At 41.7% G+C, this 22,643-nt stretch carries 21 protein-coding genes; 17 read left to right on the top strand and 4 right to left on the bottom strand.

Going from position 1 to position 22,643, the window contains the following annotated elements:
* Positions 1-406: 406 nt before the first annotated feature.
* Positions 407-685: a transition state genes transcriptional regulator AbrB gene (abrB, locus tag KMHG_RS16325; RefSeq protein ID WP_010291169.1), complete on the bottom strand. Its 279-nt coding sequence runs from the start codon at positions 683-685 to the stop codon at positions 407-409.
* A gap of 361 nt (positions 686-1,046) precedes the next feature.
* On the opposite strand from abrB, the gene metG reads away from it, so the two are divergent.
* The 10 genes from metG to spoVG all read left to right on the top strand — a co-directional run bounded on the left by metG (position 1,047) and on the right by spoVG (position 9,644).
* Entirely contained in the window at positions 1,047-3,020 is a 1,974-nt protein-coding gene (gene metG / locus KMHG_RS16320) for a methionine--tRNA ligase (RefSeq protein ID WP_010291168.1), read from the top strand.
* Positions 3,021-3,263: 243 nt separating this feature from the next.
* Positions 3,264-4,037, top strand: a complete 774-nt coding sequence (locus KMHG_RS16315) for a TatD family hydrolase (protein ID WP_010291167.1) — start codon at positions 3,264-3,266, stop codon at positions 4,035-4,037.
* Between the two features lie 138 nt (positions 4,038-4,175).
* Positions 4,176-4,880 carry a 3D domain-containing protein gene (locus tag KMHG_RS16310; RefSeq protein ID WP_010291166.1) on the top strand — a complete coding sequence of 235 codons (705 nt, stop codon included), beginning with the start codon at positions 4,176-4,178 and terminating at the stop codon, positions 4,878-4,880.
* A gap of 140 nt (positions 4,881-5,020) precedes the next feature.
* Positions 5,021-5,584, top strand: coding sequence for a ribonuclease M5 (gene rnmV / locus KMHG_RS16305; RefSeq protein WP_010291165.1), 564 nt, complete (start codon positions 5,021-5,023; stop codon positions 5,582-5,584).
* Complete coding sequence (gene rsmA / locus KMHG_RS16300) at positions 5,577-6,455, top strand: 16S rRNA (adenine(1518)-N(6)/adenine(1519)-N(6))-dimethyltransferase RsmA (RefSeq protein ID WP_010291164.1); 879 nt, start codon at positions 5,577-5,579, stop codon at positions 6,453-6,455. The genes rnmV and rsmA overlap by 8 nt, the downstream gene beginning before the upstream one ends.
* Before the next feature lie 138 nt (positions 6,456-6,593).
* Positions 6,594-6,854: a biofilm formation stimulator Veg gene (gene veg / locus KMHG_RS16295; RefSeq protein ID WP_010291162.1), complete on the top strand. Its 261-nt coding sequence runs from the start codon at positions 6,594-6,596 to the stop codon at positions 6,852-6,854.
* A gap of 201 nt (positions 6,855-7,055) precedes the next feature.
* Positions 7,056-7,910 carry a 4-(cytidine 5'-diphospho)-2-C-methyl-D-erythritol kinase gene (ispE, locus tag KMHG_RS16290; RefSeq protein ID WP_010291161.1) on the top strand — a complete coding sequence of 285 codons (855 nt, stop codon included), beginning with the start codon at positions 7,056-7,058 and terminating at the stop codon, positions 7,908-7,910.
* 67 nt (positions 7,911-7,977) lie between these two features.
* Positions 7,978-8,805 (top strand): pur operon repressor, encoded by an 828-nt coding sequence (purR, locus tag KMHG_RS16285; protein ID WP_010291160.1) that lies wholly within the window; start codon positions 7,978-7,980, stop codon positions 8,803-8,805.
* A 3-nt stretch (positions 8,806-8,808) separates the two neighbouring features.
* The gene (locus tag KMHG_RS16280) at positions 8,809-9,180 is read left to right on the top strand and encodes a RidA family protein (RefSeq protein ID WP_010291157.1); all 372 of its coding nucleotides are present in this window, start codon (positions 8,809-8,811) and stop codon (positions 9,178-9,180) included.
* A 176-nt stretch (positions 9,181-9,356) separates the two neighbouring features.
* Positions 9,357-9,644 carry a septation regulator SpoVG gene (gene spoVG, locus KMHG_RS16275; protein ID WP_010291156.1) on the top strand — a complete coding sequence of 96 codons (288 nt, stop codon included), beginning with the start codon at positions 9,357-9,359 and terminating at the stop codon, positions 9,642-9,644.
* A 53-nt stretch (positions 9,645-9,697) separates the two neighbouring features.
* On the opposite strand, the gene nadA is transcribed toward spoVG, so the two are convergent.
* Both nadA and nadC read right to left on the bottom strand, forming a co-directional pair.
* Entirely contained in the window at positions 9,698-10,801 is a 1,104-nt protein-coding gene (gene nadA, locus KMHG_RS16270; RefSeq protein ID WP_010291155.1) for a quinolinate synthase NadA, read from the bottom strand.
* Positions 10,801-11,649: a carboxylating nicotinate-nucleotide diphosphorylase gene (gene nadC, locus KMHG_RS16265; RefSeq protein ID WP_010291154.1), complete on the bottom strand. Its 849-nt coding sequence runs from the start codon at positions 11,647-11,649 to the stop codon at positions 10,801-10,803. Before nadC ends, nadA begins: the two co-directional genes overlap by 1 nt.
* A 122-nt stretch (positions 11,650-11,771) precedes the next feature.
* On the opposite strand from nadC, the gene KMHG_RS16260 reads away from it, so the two are divergent.
* The 6 genes from KMHG_RS16260 (at position 11,772) to mfd (ending at position 20,625) form a co-directional block, all read left to right on the top strand.
* On the top strand, positions 11,772-12,860 hold the full coding sequence (locus KMHG_RS16260; RefSeq protein ID WP_010291153.1) for an IscS subfamily cysteine desulfurase: 1,089 nt from the start codon (positions 11,772-11,774) through the stop codon (positions 12,858-12,860).
* Between the two features lie 210 nt (positions 12,861-13,070).
* Positions 13,071-14,426 carry a bifunctional UDP-N-acetylglucosamine diphosphorylase/glucosamine-1-phosphate N-acetyltransferase GlmU gene (glmU, locus tag KMHG_RS16255; RefSeq protein ID WP_010291151.1) on the top strand — a complete coding sequence of 452 codons (1,356 nt, stop codon included), beginning with the start codon at positions 13,071-13,073 and terminating at the stop codon, positions 14,424-14,426.
* A 41-nt stretch (positions 14,427-14,467) separates the two neighbouring features.
* On the top strand, positions 14,468-15,427 hold the full coding sequence (locus KMHG_RS16250) for a ribose-phosphate diphosphokinase (RefSeq protein ID WP_010291150.1): 960 nt from the start codon (positions 14,468-14,470) through the stop codon (positions 15,425-15,427).
* A 251-nt stretch (positions 15,428-15,678) separates the two neighbouring features.
* A complete protein-coding gene (locus tag KMHG_RS16240) occupies positions 15,679-16,308 on the top strand; it encodes a 50S ribosomal protein L25/general stress protein Ctc (protein WP_010291149.1) in 630 nt (209 codons plus the stop codon).
* Between the two features lie 150 nt (positions 16,309-16,458).
* Positions 16,459-17,025, top strand: a complete 567-nt coding sequence (pth, locus tag KMHG_RS16235; RefSeq protein ID WP_010291147.1) for an aminoacyl-tRNA hydrolase — start codon at positions 16,459-16,461, stop codon at positions 17,023-17,025.
* 75 nt (positions 17,026-17,100) lie between these two features.
* Positions 17,101-20,625 (top strand): transcription-repair coupling factor, encoded by a 3,525-nt coding sequence (mfd, locus tag KMHG_RS16230; protein ID WP_010291145.1) that lies wholly within the window; start codon positions 17,101-17,103, stop codon positions 20,623-20,625.
* Between the two features lie 41 nt (positions 20,626-20,666).
* Here mfd and KMHG_RS16225 read toward each other — a convergent pair whose 3' ends face one another.
* On the bottom strand, positions 20,667-20,945 hold the full coding sequence (locus tag KMHG_RS16225) for a hypothetical protein (RefSeq protein WP_010291143.1): 279 nt from the start codon (positions 20,943-20,945) through the stop codon (positions 20,667-20,669).
* A gap of 94 nt (positions 20,946-21,039) precedes the next feature.
* Between KMHG_RS16225 and KMHG_RS16220 the strand changes: the two genes are divergently transcribed.
* The gene (locus tag KMHG_RS16220) at positions 21,040-22,638 is read left to right on the top strand and encodes a putative polysaccharide biosynthesis protein (RefSeq protein WP_010291142.1); all 1,599 of its coding nucleotides are present in this window, start codon (positions 21,040-21,042) and stop codon (positions 22,636-22,638) included.
* Positions 22,639-22,643 lie beyond the last annotated feature (5 nt).

The following is a 22,643-nucleotide window of genomic DNA, read 5'->3' as shown; positions in this document are numbered from 1 at the left end:
GATATTCCGCTCGTGCTGTTCCCACAGAAGTCGCGGGCTCCACTTCGAACAACTTCATATATGACTATCTATTATTCTTTACAGCTCATTTTACTGTTGTGCATAAAAATAAAGAAAGTAATATCGAATTCGACATCACTTTCTCTATTAACGGCTGGAATTTTTGCTTATGTTCCAGTCTCTTATTTATATTGAAACGGTTATGAATCTAATGCTATATATATCATTCTATTTATAATAGAAGAAACTCCAAAAAAAACGTAGCCCCGATGAATCGGCGAAAATTCATCGGGGCCTCTATATATAATTCTCACATACAAAACAAGGGTTATTTGTTAAATGGTAATTCGTTAATTATTTTAAATCTATTTTAAGGGATTGGAAATGGGATGTTACGACAACTAAATTATTTGTTTAATTTAGATTGGATTTCTTTAACTAAGATTTGTGCACCTTCTGGGCTAAGGATTAAGTTACCGCCAGCTAAACGGAAGTTATCGTCTGATACTTCACCAGTTACAGCACAAGTCATGTTTGGTAAATATTTTTTTAAGATGATTTTGTCATCATCAACGTAGATTTCTAAAGCGTCTTTTTCTGCAATTCCTAATGTACGGCGTAATTCGATTGGAATAACGACACGTCCTAATTCGTCAACTTTACGTACGATACCTGTAGATTTCATTGTAAAATTCCTCCTAATTGTTTGGTTCATTTATATTGTAGTTCGTCAAATTTCGACATCATTTCTTTGTCTGGAACTAATCATACCAACTAATGACATTATCGTCAATTATTTTTTCTCCTAAATTAAAAATTTTTTTCAAATAATTGGTTTTTAAGCGGGCTGTATTGCGTAATTTTTTGATTTAATTAGAAAAATATTATGTTTTTCGATGGTTTTTATGCATTTTAGAGCGTTTAATATTATTGACTAATTTTCGACAAAAAAAGACATTTGTTTCGACAAAATAAACTTTCATTGCTTCGGTTTGTCTACTTAGCTAAAATAGTAGGTATACTGTATAGCACTGGAGGAAGTTTTCGTGACAAATGAAAAAGAAACATTTTATATCACAACACCGATTTACTATCCAAGTGGCAAATTTCATATCGGTACGGCCTACACAACTGTAGCTGCTGATACGATGGCTCGCTACAAACGCCTAAAAGGATTCGACGTTCGTTTCCAAACAGGTATGGATGAACATGGACAAAAAATTCAAGAGAAATCAGAAGAAGCTGGCAAAGCACCAAAAGTTTATGTAGATGAAATTGCAGCTGCAGCGAAAAAGCTTTGGGCACAAATGGATATCTCATATGATGATTTCATCCAAACGACAGAAGAACGTCATACGAAAGCTGTTCAAAAGATCTTTAAAAAATTCTTAGACAACGGCGATATTTACAAAGGTGAATACGAAGGTTGGTATTGCACACCTTGCGAATCTTTCTTCACTGAAACACAACTAGAAGATGGCAACTGTCCTGACTGTGGTCGTCCGGTTCATAAAGTAAAAGAAGAGTCTTACTTCTTTAATATGAAGAAATACGCAGATCGCTTACTTGCGTATTATGAAGAAAATCCAGGTTTCATCGAGCCTGAGTCACGTAAAAATGAAATGATTAACAACTTCATTAAACCAGGTCTTGAAGACTTATCTGTTTCTCGTACATCATTCGACTGGGGTATTCCAGTACCAGGTGACGAAAAACACGTAACGTACGTATGGGTAGATGCATTAACAAACTACTTAACAACATTAGGTTACGGTACAGATCACGATGAAGAATTCCGCAAATACTGGCCTGCAAACGTACATGTTGTCGGTAAAGATATCGTACGTTTCCACACAATTTACTGGCCAATTTTCTTAATGGCTCTTGATTTACCATTACCGAAAAAAGTATTCGCACACGGCTTTATTATGATGAAAGACGGTAAAATGTCGAAATCAAAAGGTAACGTTGTATACCCTGAAATGTTAATCGAACGTTACGGCTTAGATGCGACACGTTACTTCCTATTACGTGAATTACCATTCGGTTCTGACGGTGTATTCTCACCAGAATCATTCGTTGAACGTACGAACTTTGACCTTGCCAATGACCTTGGTAACTTATTAAACCGTACTGTATCAATGATGAACAAATACTTCGGCGGCGTGATTCCGACAGAAGGTTTAGTACCAACAGATTTCGACGCAACACTTGAAACAGTTGCGAAAGAATCACTTGCAAAATTCGAAGTGGATATGGAAAAAATGCAATTTAGCGTGGCGCTTTCTGACATTTGGACATTAGTATCTCGCACGAACAAATATATCGATGAAACAGAGCCATGGGTACTTGCGAAAGATGAAGCGTTAAAAGGCAAACTAGGTACAGTAATGTACAATCTTGCTGAAAACTTACTTCGCGTTGCAGTCATGGTACAACCATTCATGACGAAATCTCCAAAAGAAATCGTTCGTCAATTAGGCTTATCAGAAGACTTACTTGCATGGGAAACATTAACGGCTGAAAACGTTATTCCAGCAGGCACAACAGTCATCGCAAAAGGTGAACCAATCTTCCCTCGTTTAGATAACGAAGTTGAAGTTGCGTACATTCGCGAACAAATGCAAGCTTCTGTCAAAACACCGCAAGAAGCACCGAAAAAAGAAGCGGCGAAAGATGAAGATGCGGAACACGAAGCGGAAATTACAATCGATGATTTCATGAAAGTAGAACTTCGCGTCGGTACAGTTTTAGCAGCTGAAAAAATGAAAAAAGCAGACAAGCTACTTAAAATTCAAGTAGACCTTGGCTATGAAAAACGTCAAGTTGTTTCAGGTATTGCTGCTTACTACACACCAGAAGAACTTGTCGGTCAAAAAGTAATCGTTGTTGCGAACTTAAAACCGGTCAAACTTCGTGGTGAATTATCACAAGGTATGATTTTAGCAGGTAGCGTTGGTGACACGTTAAAACTTGCACAAGTCGATCCATCATTAGAAAACGGCGCACGCGTCCGTTAATATCGACACACATAATAGAAGAAAGAGCCTGCTTTTTTGAAGTAGGCTCTTTCTATTTATTGCGTGGATAATAGGTGCCAAATAGCTATATTCATACCTTTTTGTGTAAAAAATACCTTTTTATACGGCGGACATCAAAGAAAAATATTAGCTATTTATAATATTTGTAATGAAAATGTAATATAGAAGATATGTATGAAATCGTTTTAATGCGTAAAATAAATTGCAGATAGGAGCATGTTTATGTTTATTGACACACATGTACACTTAAACAACGAACAATATAATGAAGATCTGGAGCAAGTGATTGCACGCGCGTTTGAAAACAACGTCAAACAGATGGTCGTAATCGGTTTTGACCGCCCGACGATCGAGCGTGCGTTAGAACTCGCTGACACATATGATTTTATCTACGCAGCCATTGGTTGGCACCCTGTAGATGCGATCGATTGCACAGACGAGGATTTAAAATGGATCGAGCAACTTGCCACAACTCATAACAAAGTCGTAGCCATTGGAGAAACAGGGTTGGATTATCACTGGGATAAATCACCGAAAGATGTGCAACATGATATTTTCCGTAAGCAAATTCAGCTTGCAAAACGTGTCAACTTACCAATTATTATTCATAACCGTGAAGCAACGGGTGATTGTGTTCGCATTTTGATGGAAGAACATGCAGAACAAGTTGGTGGTGTGATGCACTCATTTAGCGCGAGTGTCGAAGTCGCAGAAACGATTATTCAAAAGCTTAATTTTTACGTCGGCCTAGGTGGACCAGTGACGTTTAAAAACGCAAAAACACCGAAGAAAGTAGCCGCAGAAATTCCACTAGAACGAATTATTTTAGAAACGGACGCACCTTTCCTTGCACCGCACCCAAATAGGGGCAAAAGAAATGAGCCGTCTTACATCCCATTAATTGCCGCAGAAATCGCGCAACTACGCGGGATTGACGTCTCTGAGGTCGAGCGCATCACGACGGAAAATGCACAACGTTTCTATCGCATAAAATAAGTCTTTAGGACTATAACCTCCGAAATTCGTGAAACGTTGATATAGCGGGGTTTTGCATTTTATGTAAATATGCGTCGCTGTTGACAGCACTAAACGACACTCTATATAATCCAACGAGTGAATAAGGAGGTATTTTTCATGTCAAATCATTCCATGAAAAAACTGTTCCCGGAATCATTTAAAAATTCGAAAGTGATCTTCGCAGCATTATCACTTATGATTGCGTTTGTAGTAGCTACAGTATTTAGTACTGCAACTAATGAACAGGCAAAAACAACAAATAACGTACAACATAAAACATCTGACGCTTACGCGAATCGTTTCGCAGGCGAAAAGATTACAACTGTGAGTAACAAAACGGTGAAAACGAAAGCACATTTAAACGCACGTAGCGGCGCAAGTGTGAAATATAAAATCAAATATAAAATTCCAAAAGGTAAGAAAGTAACTTACGTTGGCGGCCGTAAAGGTAACTGGGTAAAAGTTTCTTACAAAGGAAAAAAAGGTTACGTAAACTCTAAATACTTAACAGGCATTACACGTACAGGTAGCGCAGGTCGTACATTTTACGTCTCATCAACAGCATACACAGCATACTGTGCAGGATGTTCGGGACGTACAGCGACAGGTATTAACTTACGTGCTAACCCAAATAAAAAAGTCATCGCAGTCGACCCACGTGTCATCAAATTAGGTTCAAAAGTATACGTTGAAGGTTACGGCTTAGCTGTAGCAGGCGATACAGGCGGCGCGATCAAAGGTAACAAAATCGATGTATTTATGTCGAGCAAATCACAAGCATTAAACTGGGGACGTCGTACAGTTAAAGTCACAGTTTATTAATCAGACGAAACGGTTTCACATTGTGTGAGGCCGTTTTTTTATGCGATTCGGTCGACTTTCTATTTTAGCGAGGACATATTATAATAAGCATATTGTTTATTTTTAGAACGTAGTTATTAACGAAAAGAGGATTCCCACAAGTGGACATACAAGAAATTATCGTCGTCGAAGGTAAAGATGATACGACAGCGATTAAACGCGCTGTTAACGCAGATACAATCGAAACAAATGGCTCAGCGATTTCAGCAGAGTGTTTAGCACGTATTCAGCACGCGCAAGACGTACGCGGTGTCATCGTGTTTACAGACCCTGACTATCCGGGTCGTCGTATTCGTGCCATTATTGAAGAGCATGTGAAAGGCATTAAGCACGCCTTCTTACCGAAGAAAAAAGCGATTGCGAAAAATGGCAAAAGCTTAGGCATCGAACATGCGAAACCTGAAGATATTCGTTATGCCCTTGAAAACGTCTATACAGCACAAGCAGAACATGCGGTTTGTACGATTACGCGTGAAGATTTACTGATGGCGCGTTTAATTGGCCATGCATCTGCGAAACAGCGTCGAGATCGTTTAGGTGAAATTTTAAATATCGGAGCCACAAACGGTAAGCAGCTTATGAAACGTTTAGAAATGTTTCAAATTACAGAGGAACAATTTGGCGCGGCAATCGCGCAATTAAATCAGGAGGAACAGCATGCATAAAGATATCGCAACACCTGTCCGTACGCAGGAGATTTTAAAGAAATACGGTTTTTCATTTAAGAAAAGCTTAGGTCAAAACTTCTTAATCGACCCAAACATTTTACGTAATATCGTCGGTCACGCAGATTTAACGAAAGAGAGTGCCGCGATTGAAGTCGGCCCTGGTATCGGTGCATTAACAGAGCATTTAGCACGTCAAGCTGGTAAAGTGATGTCATTTGAAATTGACCAACGTTTATTACCTGTACTTGAAGATACGTTAAGCCCTTACGACAACGTGAAAATCGTTCACTCTGACGTATTAAAAGCAGACGTGAAACAATTAATCGACACAGAGTTAAAAGGCTATGAAGACATTATGGTCGTTGCCAACTTACCATACTACGTGACGACACCAATTTTAATGAAGTTATTAACAGATGGTCTACCATTACGTGGCTTCGTCGTTATGATGCAAAAAGAAGTGGCAGATCGTATTTCAGCAAAACCTGGTACGAAAGCATACGGTTCTTTATCAATCGCCGTTCAATATTACTGCACCGCGGAAGTAGCGATGATCGTACCGAAAACGGTATTCATGCCACAACCGAACGTAGACTCAGCTGTTTTAAAATTAATCCGTCACGACAATCCACCAGTAACGGTAAAAGATGAAGACTTCTTCTTTGAAGTGACACGTGCCGCATTTGCGCAACGTCGTAAAACGATTTTAAACAACTTGCAATCACAATTGCCAAACGGTAAAGCGAAAAAAGAAAATATTTTAGCAGCCCTTGCAGCAGCGAACGTCGATCCAACACGTCGTGGCGAAACGCTATCAATTGAAGAGTTTGGTCATTTAGCGGACGAATTGCATCCATATTTTAACTAATATGCGTCATGCAAAAAAAGCATAGGAAAAACACGATAAAATAATTGACATAAAAATATGTAATTGATAAAATATAAATTTACAGTTGACTTTTTACTAGTACCTTGTTATACTATCTTATAGTGAGGTGTAAGCATAATGCCAAAAACATTAGCCGACATTAAAAAGTCGTTAGACAGTCATTTAGGCCAACGCATGCAATTAAAAGCAAATGGTGGTCGTAAAAAAACAATCGAGAGAGTAGGCGTATTACGCGAAACGTATCGCGCAGTATTCGTCGTTGATCTTGACCAAGATGAGAACGCATTTGAACGCGTTTCTTACAGCTACACAGATATTTTGACAGAAGCAGTAGAAATTACATTCGAAGACGACTCTAAATTAGCCGTTGCCGAATAATTGTATTTATATTTAATCTTTTTCGGGCACTTATAAAACCGTCCTTCTTTAAAGGGGTGTTTTATAAGTGTTTTGTTTTGACTGCCACGCAGCTTCGCGTGGCTTTTTTCATGCTTCAAATCGTCAATGAAATCGTCATGTGGTAGAATAAGACACAGTGACAAAGGGCGATGAAAGCCATGATGAAAGTGAGGTAAGCATATGCTTTACGTAAAAGCACCTGCGAAAATTAATTTAACATTAGACGTACTCCACAAACGTCCAGATGGATATCACGAAGTAGAAATGATTATGACGACGGTTGATTTAGCTGACCGCGTCGGATTAGAACTACGACATGATGGCGCCATCTTAATCCATTCAAGCAATAATTTTGTTCCGGACGATCAACGCAACTTAGCTTATCAAGCGGCGAAACTATTACAAGATCGCTTCAACGTAGCGGAAGGTGTTGCAATCTCAATCGATAAACAAATTCCTGTAGCTGCAGGATTAGCGGGCGGCAGCAGCGATGCAGCAGCGACGCTAAAAGGCTTAAATGAATTATGGCACTTAAACTTATCAATTGATGAATTAGCGGTGCTAGGTGAGGAAATTGGCTCAGACGTATCATTCTGTGTATATGGTGGTACTGCAATCGCACGCGGACGTGGCGAAAAGATTGAACACATTCCAGCACCGCCAAGTAGCTGGGTCATTTTAGCGAAACCGACAATTAGCGTTTCAACAGCTGCAGTGTACGGTGGCTTAAAGTTAGATAACGTTGAGCACCCGAATACAGCCGACATGGTTGAGGCGATTCATACGAACGATTACGTTAAAATGTGTGATACACTAGGCAATGTATTAGAAAGTGTCACATTAGATATGCACCCGGAAGTTTCAAGCATTAAAGAACAAATGAAACGCTTCGGAGCAGATGGTGTATTGATGAGTGGTAGCGGCCCGACAGTGTTTGCACTCGTGCAAACTGAGGCTCGTACAACACGCATCGTTAATGGTCTCAAAGGTTTTTGTGATGAAGTGTATGCGGTTCGACTTTTAGGCGACCGATAACACTTGCGTAAACACGTATATTTATGGTATTTTTTGTATAAAACATTCGTATCTAGGAGAGGATTTCATGAAATGGAAGCGTAGTGAGCGTCTTGTTGACATGACGCATTATTTATTGGAGCATCCACAACAATTAATCCCCCTTACATTTTTCGCTGAATCATATCAGTCGGCTAAATCTTCTATTAGTGAAGACTTATCGATTGTGAAAGATACATTTGAAGAAAGAGGGATTGGACATTTAATTACAGTCCCAGGCGCAGCAGGTGGTGTAAAATACATCCCGAACGTTCCTGAAGCATCCGCTAAAAAAGTAATTGCAGAATTAATTTTAGAACTTAGTCATTCCGATCGCCTACTGCCAGGTGGTTATTTATTTATGACCGATCTTTTAGGCAACCCAGAGTTGATGAATAAAGTCGGTAAAGTATTTGCCTCAGCATTTTGTGATCAAGAAATAGATATTATTATGACCGTTGCAACGAAAGGGATTTCAATTGCGCATGCAATTGCACGCCACTTGAACGTACCAGTCGTTGTTGTCCGTCGCGATAACAAAGTAACAGAAGGTTCAACAGTAAGTATTAACTACGTATCAGGCTCTTCGCGTCGTATTCAAACGATGGTGCTATCAAAACGTAGCATGAAAAGTGGTCAGCGCGTCCTCATTACCGATGACTTTATGAAAGTCGGTGGTACGATGAACGGGATGAAAAATTTATTAGAAGAGTTTGACTGTACACTTGCGGGCGTCGCCGTACTTGTAGAGGCAGAACATCCTGATGAGCGCTTAGTCGATGATTACTATTCATTAGTAAAATTAAAAGACGTCAATGAAAAAGATCGTACGATTGAGTTAACGGAGGGTAATTATTTTTCGAAGGGTGGCAACTAAGTAATGAAAGAAGTAGCAACAAAGAACGCACCAGCGGCAATCGGACCGTACGTGCAAGGGGTTATTGTGAACAACATTTTTTATAGCTCAGGCCAAATTCCACTAACTGCGGATGGCGAGCTTGTAGAAGGTTCTATTACTGAACAAACAAACCAAGTTTTCGAAAATTTAAAAGCGGTACTAGCAGAAGCTGGTTCTTCGTTAGACAAAGTTGTGAAAACAACTGTATTCATTTCAGATATGAATGAATTTGCAGAGTTAAACGAAGAATATGCACGTCATTTTGGCGATCATAAACCAGCGCGTAGCTGTGTAGAAGTAGCGCGTTTACCTAAAGATGTTAAAGTTGAAATCGAAGTTATCGCACTCGTATAATTTCATATTTTGTGTAAATAAACCACTTTTTTACGAAGTGGTTTATTTTTTTAGAAAATTTTTGGAAATTTCTAAAAAATATTTTTCAGGAAAAGAAGGAAAAAAATGTATTTTTATCGAATATATTAGTAGGAAAGAGTTAATTTTTGCATCTAAGAAGAGAGGTGGTGAAAAGAATGGAAGTAACTGATGTTAGATTACGTCGTGTTCAAACTGAGGGTCGCATGCGTGCAATCGCTTCCATCACACTAGACAACGAGTTCGTCGTTCACGATATTCGCGTGATTGACGGTAATACAGGACTATTTGTCGCTATGCCAAGCAAGCGTACACCGGATGGCGAGTTCCGTGATATCGCGCACCCGATTAACTCAGATATGCGTACAAAAATTCAACAGGCTGTACTGACAGCTTATGAAAACGCTGAAGAGATGACTGAAGAAGTCGTGGCTGAAAAAGTATAAGCTGCGTGCAGCCGATACAAAAAGGACTATGCATCCGCGCATAGTCCTTTTTCTTACGTTGCAAATTGTAGCATGCGTTCTAGCGCTAAAAGCGATTGTGCCGTCGTTTCAGCATCTACTGAAATAACATTGCCACGTTCGCCTGCAACGATCATCTCAAGCGCCCATAGTAAGTGAGGAAGGTCGATACGATTCATCGTTAAACACGGACACATATTCGTATTCAATGAAATAATGTGCTTATCAGGGTGAGCAGCGATTAAACGTTTAACGAGATTCATCTCGGTGCCAATCGCCCAACGTGAGCCACTCGGAGCGGCGGCAATCGTATCGATAATATATTTTGTTGAGCCGTTGTCGTCGGCTGCTTGAACGACTTCGTGACTACATTCTGGGTGAACGATAATGTTCATATCGGGCTCATGTGTACGAATGTGCTCGATATGCCATGGTTGAAACCCTTCATGAACCGAACAATGCCCTTGCCATAAAATGACGCGCACGTCGGCAATGTTTCCTTCGTAGCGTAATTTCTCATGAATCGGGTCCCAAACCGCCATCTGGTCGAGTCGGATACCGAGGTCAAAAGCGGTATTACGGCCGAGATGTTGATCCGGTAAAAAGAGCAGACGTGTACGCTGCGTAAACGCCCACTCGACCATTTTTTTCGCATTTGACGATGTGACGCAAGCGCCGCCATGTTGGCCGACGAAAGCTTTAATGCTTGCAGTTGAGTTAACATACGTTAGTGGCACGATTGTGTTGCCAAACAGTTGCGTAAGCGCCTCCCATGCGCGTGTCGTTTGCGTCATGTTCGCCATGTCCGCCATCGAGCAACCAGCACGCATATCAGGCAAATAAACGGTTTGCGCATTAGTCGTTAACATGTCCGCTGTTTCAGCCATGAAATGCACGCCGCAAAAGACGATATGCTTCGCTTGACGATTTTGCGCGCAAATTTGTGCGAGTTGCAATGAATCTCCTGTTACGTCTGCAAATTGAATCACTTCATCTCGTTGATAATGATGCCCAGGAATGAGTAGTTCATCGCCGAGTTCATGTTTGATGTCACGGATACGTGTTACCATCTCCGCTTCTGTCAGTTGTTTGTAGCGTGTAGGTAATGCCGATAATTGGTCGAATAACGTTGGGTTCATTAAATTGTTGCTCCTTTCCATGTGACACGTGCAGACATATCGAATGCTTGCACAGAATGTGTTAAAAAACCGAGCGAAATGTAATCGACGCCACTTGCCGCATAGGTAGCAATCGTCTCAAGTGTGATACCACCTGAAGCTTCCGTCACGATATGCGCAGGGACGTATGGACGCCACGCTGTAATTTGTTGCGGCGTACAATTATCAAACATAATGATGTCTGCACCCGCCTCAACTGCTTCGTGCAATTGTGCTTCAGATTCGATTTCAACTTCGATGTTGACAGTGTGGCCAATCGTTTGACGCGTGCGTTCAATAGCTGCTGAGATCGACCCACAAAAAGCGATGTGATTGTCTTTTAACATGACGCAGTCGTACAATCCGAAACGATGATTGTAGCCACCACCGACGCGTACGGCATATTTTTCAAGCATGCGTAGGCCGGGTGTCGTCTTACGCGTATCACAAATACGCGTGTTCGTATTGGCCGTTTGCGCGACTGCGCGTTCGGTCATCGTCGCAATCGCGCTCATTCGTTGAACTAAATTCAACACGACACGCTCACCGCTTAACAATGTTTGAATCGGCCCTTCAATCGTTGCAAGTTGTTGATTGTATGTAATCAAATCACCGTCTGCTACGTGCAACGTCACGTGAATAGACGGGTCTAACAAGTGAAATGCTTGCTGAATAATGTCTGCACCACAAAAAAGACCGTCTGATTTTGCATAAAAAGAGAAGTGTCCTTTTTCAGATGGTGGAAAAATAGACGTGCTAGAAATATCACCATCCCCAATATCTTCAATGAAAAATTGCTGGAGTAGTTGTCGCAATTTCAAAATGTTCATCGTTACCTCCTATAAATGTTTATGAAACTACATTTACATAGCATGTAGTTTACAGTTGTCTTGTCACATATATTTACATAAAATGTTTCATAACACAAGTACTGTAAAAGGAGTTTTTGAACATGTATTTAGATTATGCAGCAACGGCACCGATGACAGCAGAAGCGATTGCGTGCTATGAAGAAATTGCAAAAAAATATTATGGCAATGCGTCGAGCTTGCACGAAGACGGGTGGCTGGCGCAGCAATTACTCACGCGTGCGCGCCAAATGATTGCTGATATCGCAGGAGTGTCATCACGAGGATTGTATTTTACGGGTAGTGGAACGGAAGCGAATATCATCGGTATTATGTCGCTCGCGCTCGCCTCTCCGAAAAAGCATATCGTCACATCACTTGCCGAACATACGTCGGTTCATGCGGCGATGAATGCGCTTGAGCGAATGGGTTATACGATTACACGCCTACCGCTTGAGCGACATGGTTTAATCGATTGTGAGAGTGTTGCACGTGCGATGACAGACGATACATGTTTATGCGCGATTCAACATATTAATCCTGAAATTGGTGCGATTCAGCCGATTGAGCAACTAGCGAAACTTGCACGTGCACGCGGCGTCATGTTGCATGTAGACTGTGTGCAATCATTTGCGAAAATGAAACTACCGTTTGCACAACATGTCACATCAATGGCGTTTTCCGCCCATAAAATTGGCGGCCCGAAAAGTTGTGGCGCTGTTTATATTCACCCAGAAGCGTCGATTGCGCCACTGTTTCCAGGGTTAACGCATGAAGGTGGCTTAAGAGGTGGGACAGTCGATGTGGCAGGCATTGGTGCGTTTGCCGTCGCTGCACAACGAAGCGCACAAGCGATGCATCATACGCATTATGAACAATTGCGTGAGATCCTTTGTAAACAGTTAAATCGAAAAAAATATACGATCATTGACAGTAAACAGCAATATGCGGGTATATGTGGCATGTACGTTCACGGTTACGAAGGACAATACGTTATGTTGAAGTTAAGTGAGGCAGGGGTCATGATTTCAACGGGAAGTGCATGTGATGCAAAGGCGGAAAGTGGTACGAAAACAATTTTAGCGATGGGGGCAACGGTCGATGAAGGACGCCAATTTTTCCGAATATCATTCGGTCCATCGACGACGATGACAAATATTCGAGATGTTTGTCAAATTTTAAATGCACTGTAAGACTTAAATCGTCTCGATCAAATGTTAAATCATTCGTTCTAAAATGGCGACACTATCAGTTTCTTACGTAAAAATTGATATTGTAAAAAAACAAAAGGATTTAATTTTAAGTTGTATGACATCTTTTTGTCAAGTCTTAAAGCCTTGAAAATTAACGAAAATTGCTATATAGTCATAAGAGAAAATCAGCTAATTGGAGGACTTGGTGACATGAAAAATATTTATGCTGTCATTTTGGCTGCCGGACAAGGCACACGTATGAAGTCGAAATTATATAAAGTTCTTCATTCTGTATGTGGAAAGCCAATGGTAGAACATGTGGTAGACCATATCCAAACGCTTGATGTAGCACGTACAGTATCAATCGTTGGTCACGGTGCTGAAAAAGTAAAAGAGCAACTTGGTGACAAAAGTGAATACGTACTTCAAGCAGAACAGCTTGGTACAGGTCACGCCGTTCAACAAGCAGAATCTTTACTAGGCGACCTTGAAGGTACAACAATTGTTATTTGTGGTGATACACCATTGATTCGTCCAGAAACAATGAAAGCGCTTATCGAACATCACGAAACACAAAACGCAAAAGCGACAATTTTAACTGCTATCGCTGAAGATCCGACTGGTTACGGTCGTATTTTACGCGCTGCAGACGGTCAAGTTGAAGCGATTGTCGAACATAAAGATGCAACAGAAGAACAACGTTTAGTCACAGAAATCAATACAGGTACATATTGCTTTGATAACAAAGCTCTATTCACTGCGTTGAAATCTGTTAATAATGATAACGCACAAGGTGAGTACTACTTACCAGACGTGATTAGCATTTTAAAAGAGCAAGGTGAAATCGTTGCAGCGTCAGTTTGCGATGATTTCTCTGAAACGCTTGGCGTCAATGATCGTTTCGCTTTATCTCAAGCTGAAACAATTATGCGCGCTCGCATTAACGAAGCGCATATGCGCAACGGTGTAACAATCATTAACCCAGACAATACGTATATCGGCACGGACGTTACAATCGGCCGCGATACAGTGTTACTACCAGGAACTTCTCTTGAAGGACACGTTGTCATCGGTGAAGATTGCATCATCGGACCGAACACACAAGTGATTGATAGCCAAATTGGCGATCGCACAACGGTGAAACAATCGGTCGTAGAAGAAAGTGCAATTGGCTCTGACGTTGCTGTCGGTCCATTCGCACATCTTCGTCCAGCGTCTAACGTTGGAAACCACGCCAAAGTTGGAAACTTCGTTGAATTGAAGAAAACGACTTTAGGTGAAGGCAGTAAAGCATCACACTTAACTTATTTAGGAGATGCTGAAATCGGTGCAGACGTGAACATCGGATGTGGTACAATTACTGTGAACTACGATGGCGTCAACAAGTTTAAAACGATCATCAAAGACAAATCTTTCGTTGGTTGCAATGCAAACTTAATGGCACCGGTCACTTTAGGTGAAAATTCGCTAATTGCAGCGGGCACGACGGTTACGAAAGACGTACCTGACAACGCGCTTGCAATCGGCCGCTCTCGTCAAGAGAACAAAGAAAACTACGTGAAGTAATATTTAAATTAAAATAATTTATAATCAAACAGGAGGCCATCATGCCGTATCAATATGCTAACTCAAATTTAAAAATCTTTTCACTAAGCTCTAACGAACCCCTTGCTTCTGCAATCGCCGAGGAAATGGGCGTTGAACTAGGTAAAAGTTCTGTAAAACACTTCAGTGATGGAGAAATTCAAATCAGTATTGAGGAAAGTATTCGTGGTTGTGACGTATTTATCGTGCAGTCTACTTCAGCTCCAGTTAACGAAAACTTAATGGAGTTATTAATTATGATTGACGCTGTGAAACGTGCATCAGCACGCACAGTAAACGTAGTAATGCCTTACTACGGTTATGCTCGTCAAGACCGCAAAGCACGTTCACGCGAACCAATTACGGCAAAACTTGTAGCAAACCTTCTAGAAACAGCTGGCGCAACTCGCGTAGTATTACTAGATTTACATGCTCCACAAATCCAAGGTTTCTTCGACATTTTAATCGATCACTTAGTAGGTGTTCCATTATTATCTGACCACTTCAAATCAAAAGGTTTCGAAGGCAATGACTTAGTAATCGTTTCACCAGACCACGGTGGCGTAACACGCGCACGTAAAATGGCTGAACGCTTAAAAGCACCAATCGCAATCATCGATAAACGCCGTCCAAAACCAAACGTTGCAGAAGTAATGAACATCGTTGGTAACGTTGAAGGCAAAACTTGTATCTTAATCGATGATATCATCGATACTGCAGGTACAATTACAATCGGTGCTGCAGCCCTTAAAGAATCAGGTGCGAAAGAAGTATACGCTTGCTGTACACACCCAGTACTTTCTGGCCCAGCAATCGAACGTATCGAAAACTCTGTGATTAAAGAATTAGTCGTTACAGATTCAATTCAATTATCAGAAGAGAAAAAATCTCCAAAAATTCAACAACTTTCTGTTGCAAAATTATTAGCTGATGCAATCGTACGTATTTACGAAAATAAATCAGTAAGTAAATTATTTGATTAATATTAAACGAGTTTGAAGAGAGGCTGGGACATAAGTATAAAAACACCACCTCAAATGAGCATAAAAAAAACCGGAATCGCGCTGTTGCGCGGTTCCGGTTTTTTGTTGCGAACGCTAAAAAAGGGAAATGAAATGTTTTGTCTCAGCCTCTTTTTTCATGCCGAAATGTTTCATAGCGCGGCGAGGAGGGAATATATAGTGTGTGACACGAAAGATAATTTAGAGCTTGAGAGAAAGGGGAAATTTATTTTATGAGTACATCAGTAACCGCAAAATCACGAGAGGCGCATAAGCGCTCAATCAAAACGGAACTGCGCAATACGGGGTTCGTACCAGCAGTTGTCTACGGATTTAAAACGGAATCTACCCCAATCGCAGTCAACGCAAAAGAATTAGAAAAAACGATCCGCACAGAAGGTCGTAACGCGATTTTAACGCTCGATGTAGATGGCAAAAACGTGAATGCTGTGTTAAAAGAGGTGCAAAAAGATCCTGTTAAAGGAAAACTGATTCACTTAGACTTTTTAGCAGTAAGCATGCGTCAAGAGCTAGAAGTAGAGGTGCCAATTACTGTTGTTGGTACGTCGGTCGGCGTTAAAGAAGGCGGCGTGTTGCAACAACCAATTCGCGAGTTAAAAGTAAGTGCGAAACCAAACAGCATTCCTGAAACAATCGAGGTTGATATTACAGCGCTTGGTATCGGTGATACATTATCAGTCGGCGAAGTCCGCGATAAAGGTGACTACACGATCTTAAACGATGATGAAGACGTGCTTGTAACTGTATCAGCACCAGTTTCGGAAGCTGAACTAGAAGCCGACTTAGAAGCAGCTGAGCCAGTAGCAGACAATGGCACAGTTGATGCAGACGAAGAAGCATAATGAACTGATTGATAAATAGGGTAGGTCGCGCCTCGCGTGACCTACCTTTTTTGTTTGGACGATATGCGAGAGACACATTTCACTTATTTGAAACGTTATATGGTAAAATAGTGATTGATTAGTAACTGAAAAGGAAGAGGTTTACACGTCATGAAATTATTTATTGGCCTTGGAAATCCGGGGAAACAATATGAACATACACGCCACAATGTTGGTTTCGATACAATTGATGCACTCGCAAATAAATGGAGCATCGACTTAAATCAAACGAAATTTAACGCCGTTTATGGTATGAGTCATCGTCCAGAGGGTAAAGTCATTTTGATGAAACCTTTAACGTACATGAACTTATCAGGAGAAGCGGTACGTCCATTAATGGATTACTACGACATCGACATTGAAGATATCGTTGTCATTTATGATGATATGGATATCGATCAAGCGTCACTTCGCCTACGTCAAAAAGGTAGCGCCGGCGGACATAACGGTATTAAATCATTGATTCAACACTTAGGTACGCAAAACTTTAATCGCCTACGCGTCGGCATCGGTCGTCCACCACAAGGCATGAAAGTACCAGACTATGTGTTATCACATTTCTCAAAAGAAGATTGGGCTGATATGCAGGCAGCCTATGAAAAAGCAGCAGACGCATGTGAATATTTCACACAAAAACCGTATGCTGAAGTGATGAATAAATTCAATCAAAATAAATGATAAACAAATAGGGAGAAGCTTTGGCCGAGCATGGTCAAAGCCTTTTTCTGTATTTTTAACAGGAGGAATTTGCCGATGGAAGCTTTACGGAAGCTATTAATAGAAGATCAACACGTCAGCAATTTTATGAAAAAGCTAGAGCAAGGCTTAACGGACACACTCGTTACCGGGCTCTCGGGTAGCGCGCGACCAGCGTTTATTGAAACGATGTTTGCCACACTCGGAAAGTCGATTTATATTATTGCGCCAAACTTATTACAAGGTCAGAAAATGTACGATGATTTATCAAAACTGATCGGAGACGATTACGTACACTACTATCCTGCTGATGAATTTATCGCAGCCGATATGGCGGTGACGAGTCCAGAATTACGCGCAGCACGTATCGAAACACTCGACCATTTGTTGCACGATGAAAAAGGCATTTACATTATTCCAGTCGCTGGTATGCGCAAAATGATGCAACCAAAATCAGCATGGGCTGCAATGCGTTTTGAAGTGAAAGTAGGAGCAGACTTAAACGTAGAAGATACGTTAGAACGTCTCGTTGAAATGGGCTATACGCGCGGAGAAATGGTGACGTCACCTGGTGAGTTTGCGCTACGTGGTGGTATTTTAGACGTTTATCCACCGTATATGGAAACGCCTGTACGTATTGAACTATTCGATACAGAAGTCGATTCACTACGTACATTTTCAGCAGATGACCAACGTTCGATTGATAAGCTTGATGCGTTAATGATTTTACCGGCAACAGAATTCGTCTTAACGAAAGCACAATGCCAACGTTTAGCCGAACGTCTTGAAAAAGCACTTGCAGATAGCTTGGCGCAAGTACAATCAGAAGACGTTAAAACGTTATTGTATGAAAATGTTACAGCTGATATCGAATTGCTACGCGCAGGAGAACTGCCAGAGTATACGAATCGTTACGGTTCATTATTGTATGACAACCCAGCGAGCTTAGGTGATTATTTCGCGCACGATGGCCTTGTCATTTACGATGAACTCGGTCGCGTCCAAGAAGTGATGGAAGCGTGGGAAAATGAAGAGCAAGAATGGTTTTTATCATTAATTGAAGCCGGCAAAATGGTGCATGCAGTTAAACCGTCGTTTACGTTAAAAGAAATGATGGCAAACTTGAAGCAGCAGACACTTTATTTTGCGCTCTTTTCACGCACGTTTAGCGGCATTCGTTTTAAAGCAACTGAAGCCTTTTCATGCAAGCCGATGCAACATTTCCATGGACAAATGGCGATGTTGCAAAACGAGATGGAGCGTTGGTTAAATAGCGCCTTTACGGTGTTGTTTATGACGGAAGATGCTGAACGTTTAACAGTCATTCAGTCGATGTTTGATGAATATAATATTCATGTGCAACTAGGTGAACCGAAAGGCACGGGCATTTTTGCGATTGCAGGGAATCTTTCAGCCGGTTTTGAACTACCGCTTCAACGCATTGCGGTCGTAACGGAAGAAGAACTATTCAAACAAAAGCCGAAGAAAAAAACACGCCCACAAAAAATGACGAATGCCGAGCGTATTAAAAGCTATACCGAAATTAAACCGGGTGATTACGTCGTGCACGTGCATCACGGGATCGGTAAATACGTCGGTATCGAAACGCTTGAAGTCGGCGGTCAGCATAAAGATTATTTAAATATTGTTTATCGCGGCAACGACAAACTGTTCGTGCCGGTTGATCAAATTGATTTAATCCAAAAATACGTCGCATCAGAAGACAAATCATCGCCAAAATTGCATAAGCTCGGTGGCACAGAATGGCAAAAAACGAAACGTAAAGTATCGTCTGCTGTACAAGACATTGCTGACGATTTAATTAAATTGTATGCGAAACGTGAAGCGGAAAAAGGCTACGCATTTTCTCCAGATGGCGATGAAATGCGCAACTTTGAAATGAACTTCCCATACGAAGAAACAGAGGACCAATTGCGTACGATCCGCGAAGTAAAAGCGGATATGGAACGTGAGCGCCCGATGGACCGCCTCGTATGTGGGGATGTCGGTTACGGTAAAACGGAAGTAGCGATTCGTGCGGCATACAAAGCGATTTTAGATGGTAAACAAGTCGCATTTTTAGTGCCGACGACGATTTTAGCGCAGCAACATTTTGAGACGTTACAAGAACGTTTCCAAGAAGAAGGCGTGAACGTCGGTATGTTAAGTCGTTTCCGTACGCGTAAGCAACAAACAGAAACGTTAAAAGGCTTAAAAGATGGTACGGTCGATATCGTTGTCGGCACGCACCGTTTATTATCAAAAGACGTGATCTACAACGACCTCGGTTTATTAATCGTCGATGAAGAACAACGTTTCGGTGTAACACATAAAGAAAAAATTAAAACGCTTCGTGCGAACGTCGACGTACTAACATTAACAGCGACACCAATTCCACGTACGCTCCATATGTCGATGGTCGGCGTGCGTGATTTATCGGTTATTGAAACGCCACCAGCGAACCGTTTCCCAGTGCAAACGTACGTGATGGAGCATAACGGTGCGCTCGTACGCGAAGCAATTGAACGTGAAATGTCACGCGGTGGGCAAGTGTTCTACTTACACAACCGCGTCGAAGATATGGCGCGCGAAGTGGAAAAAATTCAAATGCTCGTACCAGAAGCACGCATCGGTCATGCGCACGGTAAAATGACCGAAAGCGAACTGGAATCGATGGTATACGGTTTCTTAGAAGGCGAGTACGACGTATTAGTAACGACGACGATTATTGAAACGGGTGTCGATATGCCGAATGCGAATACGTTAATCGTTAACAATGCCGATCATATGGGCTTATCACAGCTGTATCAACTACGTGGACGTGTCGGACGTTCAAATCGCGTCGCGTATGCGTATTTCATGTACCAACGCGATAAAGTGCTGACAGAAGTGTCTGAACAACGTTTGCAAGCGATTAAAGAGTTTACTGAGCTCGGTTCAGGCTTTAAAATTGCGATGCGCGATTTATCGATTCGTGGTGCCGGTAATTTACTCGGTTCACAACAACATGGCTTTATCGATTCTGTCGGTTTCGACTTGTATTCACAAATGTTAGAAGAAGCGGTGAAAGAGCGTCAAATCGCTAAAGGGGAAGAAGTTGCACCGATTATGCCAGACCCAGAAATTATGCTGCCATATGACGCGTACATCCCTGATCAATACATTCCAGACGGCTATCAAAAAATTCAAATGTACAAACGCATTAAAGCAATCGACAGCCAAGAAATGTACGATGAAATTATCGAAGAAATGCACGACCGTTTCGGCGATATGCCACAAGAAACAGAGCGTTTAATGCGCATTGCGTTAATGCGTGCAACGGCGATGAAAGTCGGCGTCGAATCGATTAAAGAAAAAAATAAAATCGTTCGTATCCAATTCTCAGATATCGGCTCGAATATGGTTGACGGTGCGAAAATCGTTTCGGACTCGATGCAATTCGGTCGCGCGGTTGGCTTTACGTTCGAAAACAATAAATTAGCGCTCACATTAGATGAACGTAAAGTATCCGGTGATTTACCGTTTAACGTGTTAGAAAAGTTAATGGCGGGACTTCCATCTGCCTTAAAAGAACAAGCATAAAAAAACGAGGGCGACTTGGAACGAGTCGTCCTCGTTTTTCGTTATCGTTTAAAGTTTAGTTGCTGCAGTAAATTGAGTGCCTCATTCGGTTTGGCATGAGCCGAATCGTAAGACATATCTATTTCTTCGGATAACAGTTCGCGCGAGCCATCACCGTATACGCGATATTTACGAATGTAGCCGTCTTTCTTTTCCGTTACGATGCGAGATTGTACGGCTGCTTGTAACGTGCCCGCAAAAATATTCGATGACTGTCGGTTCGAAGCAGATTGACTATAACTAGAAACATTTTGAAAAGAACGTACTTTGTCTAAACGCATATCATCACCTCTTTTTTCTACAATATCGACCGCACGCTGTCGATGTTGATTGTATGCTATACTGACTTAGAATTTTTTTAAGAGGGGGAGCAGCATGTCTGAAAGTAACGTGAAACAATATGCAAAAGGCGTCATGACGTTAACGATTGCCATGTTGTTCGTCAAAGTACTCAGTATGGTGTATCGCATTCCGTTTCAAAACTTAGTCGGTGATGAAGGATTTTATATTTATCAACAAGTGTATCCGTTCGTCGCGGTGTTTATGACGTGGACGGCAAGCGGGCTCGCGGTTGCGATTTCCCGCGTGCTGACCGAGACGAATGAATCTTGGGCAGAGCTGATGAAAGTAATAATGCGCTATTTAATCGGGCTTGCGGTCGTATTGTTTGCGTTGTTATATAGTTTGGCAGGATTTTTCGCGTCGATGATGGGCGATAAAGGCCTCGTACCGCTGTTAAAGGCCGGAAGCTATATTACGCTGACGATTCCGATGCTCGCGCTTTACAAAGGCTATGCGCAAGCGACAAGTGCATTAGATGTCGTCGCAAAATCACAAGTCGTTGAACAAATTGTACGCGTCGCTATTATTTTAGTCGGTACGTGGCTCGTCATGCGCATCGGTGCATCGTTATATGTTGCAGGAGAAGTCGCAACAGTCGGTACCGTAATCGGTGAAGTCGCTGGGGTGTTATTGTTATACGTACTCATGAGACGAAAAGGGGTACGCGTATCGATTAGACGCTCGGCGATTCCACGCGCGCAACAACATCATTTGATGAAACGTTTAGCCGTCTATAGTGTCGGCATTAGTTTAAGTAGTTTATTGCTCATTTTATTTCAACTCGTCGATTCGTTCACGATTTTTGAAGCGCTAAAACGACAAATGTCTGTCGGTGCAGCGATGGCGGAAAAAGGGGCGTATGACCGAGGTCAACCACTCGTGCAAGTCGGACTCGTGTTAGCATCGACACTCGCGATGGCGATCGTGCCGATGATTACGACATCGATGAAACGTGCGGATCGTGCAGAAGCGGCTCGTTACATGGGGCTGACGTATCGTGTGTCGGTGCTCATCGGTGTCGCCGCTTCTGTCGGCCTTATGCTCGTCATGCCGTATATGAATGTCATGATGTTTAAAACGACAGCGCTCTCTACGGTGCTTAGTTTGTACGTGTTACAAATTTTATGGCTATCGATTATTATGCCGATGATGGCGGTATTGCAAGGTTTAGGCTATACAAAGCATCCATCTCTATTGCTCATTGGCAGTTTAATCGTTAAACTTTTATGTAATGATGTTTTTATCCAGACGTTTGGAATTGCAGGTGCCGCACTTGCAAGTAATCTCGCACTCGCATTGACTGCGTTGTTACTCGTTCGCTTTTTGAAAAAAGTGTATCCGGTCACATTAACGACGTATACGTTTACGAGTGGGCTCATCGTCGCAACAATCGCGATGGGCATTGTGGTTGAATTGTGGATTACTGGCATCAAATTATTAGATGCTGCTATAAGCATGCCTCCGAGACTTTCAGCGACGTTTACCGCGTTGAGCGCCGTCATCGTTGGTGCAGCCGTATTTTTAGTCGTTGCGACGAAAAAGGAAGTACTATCGGTGAATGATTGGTACGTGTTACCACTTGGCCGTCGTGTGGCAGCATTTCAGCTTTATGTAAGTCGAGTTAAAAAATAAGGAAA

This window comes from Kurthia massiliensis, assembly GCF_000285555.1.
GTDB lineage: Bacteria > Bacillota > Bacilli > Bacillales_A > Planococcaceae > Kurthia > Kurthia massiliensis.
Note: the sequence above shows the minus strand (reverse complement) of the source record. Positions and strands in the feature narration are given on the sequence as shown.

What these genes read in the sequence shown, in the direction of transcription:
- abrB (WP_010291169.1), bottom strand. Translation starts at nt 685, where the DNA reads ATGAAATCTACAGGTATCGTACGTAAAGTTGACGAATTAGGACGTGTC.
- KMHG_RS16315 (WP_010291167.1), top strand. Translation starts at nt 3,264, where the DNA reads ATGTTTATTGACACACATGTACACTTAAACAACGAACAATATAATGAA.
- KMHG_RS16310 (WP_010291166.1), top strand. Translation starts at nt 4,176, where the DNA reads ATGTCAAATCATTCCATGAAAAAACTGTTCCCGGAATCATTTAAAAAT.
- rsmA (WP_010291164.1), top strand. Translation starts at nt 5,577, where the DNA reads ATGCATAAAGATATCGCAACACCTGTCCGTACGCAGGAGATTTTAAAG.
- veg (WP_010291162.1), top strand. Translation starts at nt 6,594, where the DNA reads ATGCCAAAAACATTAGCCGACATTAAAAAGTCGTTAGACAGTCATTTA.
- ispE (WP_010291161.1), top strand. Translation starts at nt 7,056, where the DNA reads ATGCTTTACGTAAAAGCACCTGCGAAAATTAATTTAACATTAGACGTA.
- purR (WP_010291160.1), top strand. Translation starts at nt 7,978, where the DNA reads ATGAAATGGAAGCGTAGTGAGCGTCTTGTTGACATGACGCATTATTTA.
- KMHG_RS16280 (WP_010291157.1), top strand. Translation starts at nt 8,809, where the DNA reads ATGAAAGAAGTAGCAACAAAGAACGCACCAGCGGCAATCGGACCGTAC.
- spoVG (WP_010291156.1), top strand. Translation starts at nt 9,357, where the DNA reads ATGGAAGTAACTGATGTTAGATTACGTCGTGTTCAAACTGAGGGTCGC.
- nadA (WP_010291155.1), bottom strand. Translation starts at nt 10,801, where the DNA reads ATGAACCCAACGTTATTCGACCAATTATCGGCATTACCTACACGCTAC.
- nadC (WP_010291154.1), bottom strand. Translation starts at nt 11,649, where the DNA reads ATGAACATTTTGAAATTGCGACAACTACTCCAGCAATTTTTCATTGAA.
- KMHG_RS16260 (WP_010291153.1), top strand. Translation starts at nt 11,772, where the DNA reads ATGTATTTAGATTATGCAGCAACGGCACCGATGACAGCAGAAGCGATT.
- glmU (WP_010291151.1), top strand. Translation starts at nt 13,071, where the DNA reads ATGAAAAATATTTATGCTGTCATTTTGGCTGCCGGACAAGGCACACGT.
- KMHG_RS16250 (WP_010291150.1), top strand. Translation starts at nt 14,468, where the DNA reads ATGCCGTATCAATATGCTAACTCAAATTTAAAAATCTTTTCACTAAGC.
- KMHG_RS16240 (WP_010291149.1), top strand. Translation starts at nt 15,679, where the DNA reads ATGAGTACATCAGTAACCGCAAAATCACGAGAGGCGCATAAGCGCTCA.
- pth (WP_010291147.1), top strand. Translation starts at nt 16,459, where the DNA reads ATGAAATTATTTATTGGCCTTGGAAATCCGGGGAAACAATATGAACAT.
- mfd (WP_010291145.1), top strand. Translation starts at nt 17,101, where the DNA reads ATGGAAGCTTTACGGAAGCTATTAATAGAAGATCAACACGTCAGCAAT.
- KMHG_RS16225 (WP_010291143.1), bottom strand. Translation starts at nt 20,945, where the DNA reads ATGCGTTTAGACAAAGTACGTTCTTTTCAAAATGTTTCTAGTTATAGT.
- KMHG_RS16220 (WP_010291142.1), top strand. Translation starts at nt 21,040, where the DNA reads ATGTCTGAAAGTAACGTGAAACAATATGCAAAAGGCGTCATGACGTTA.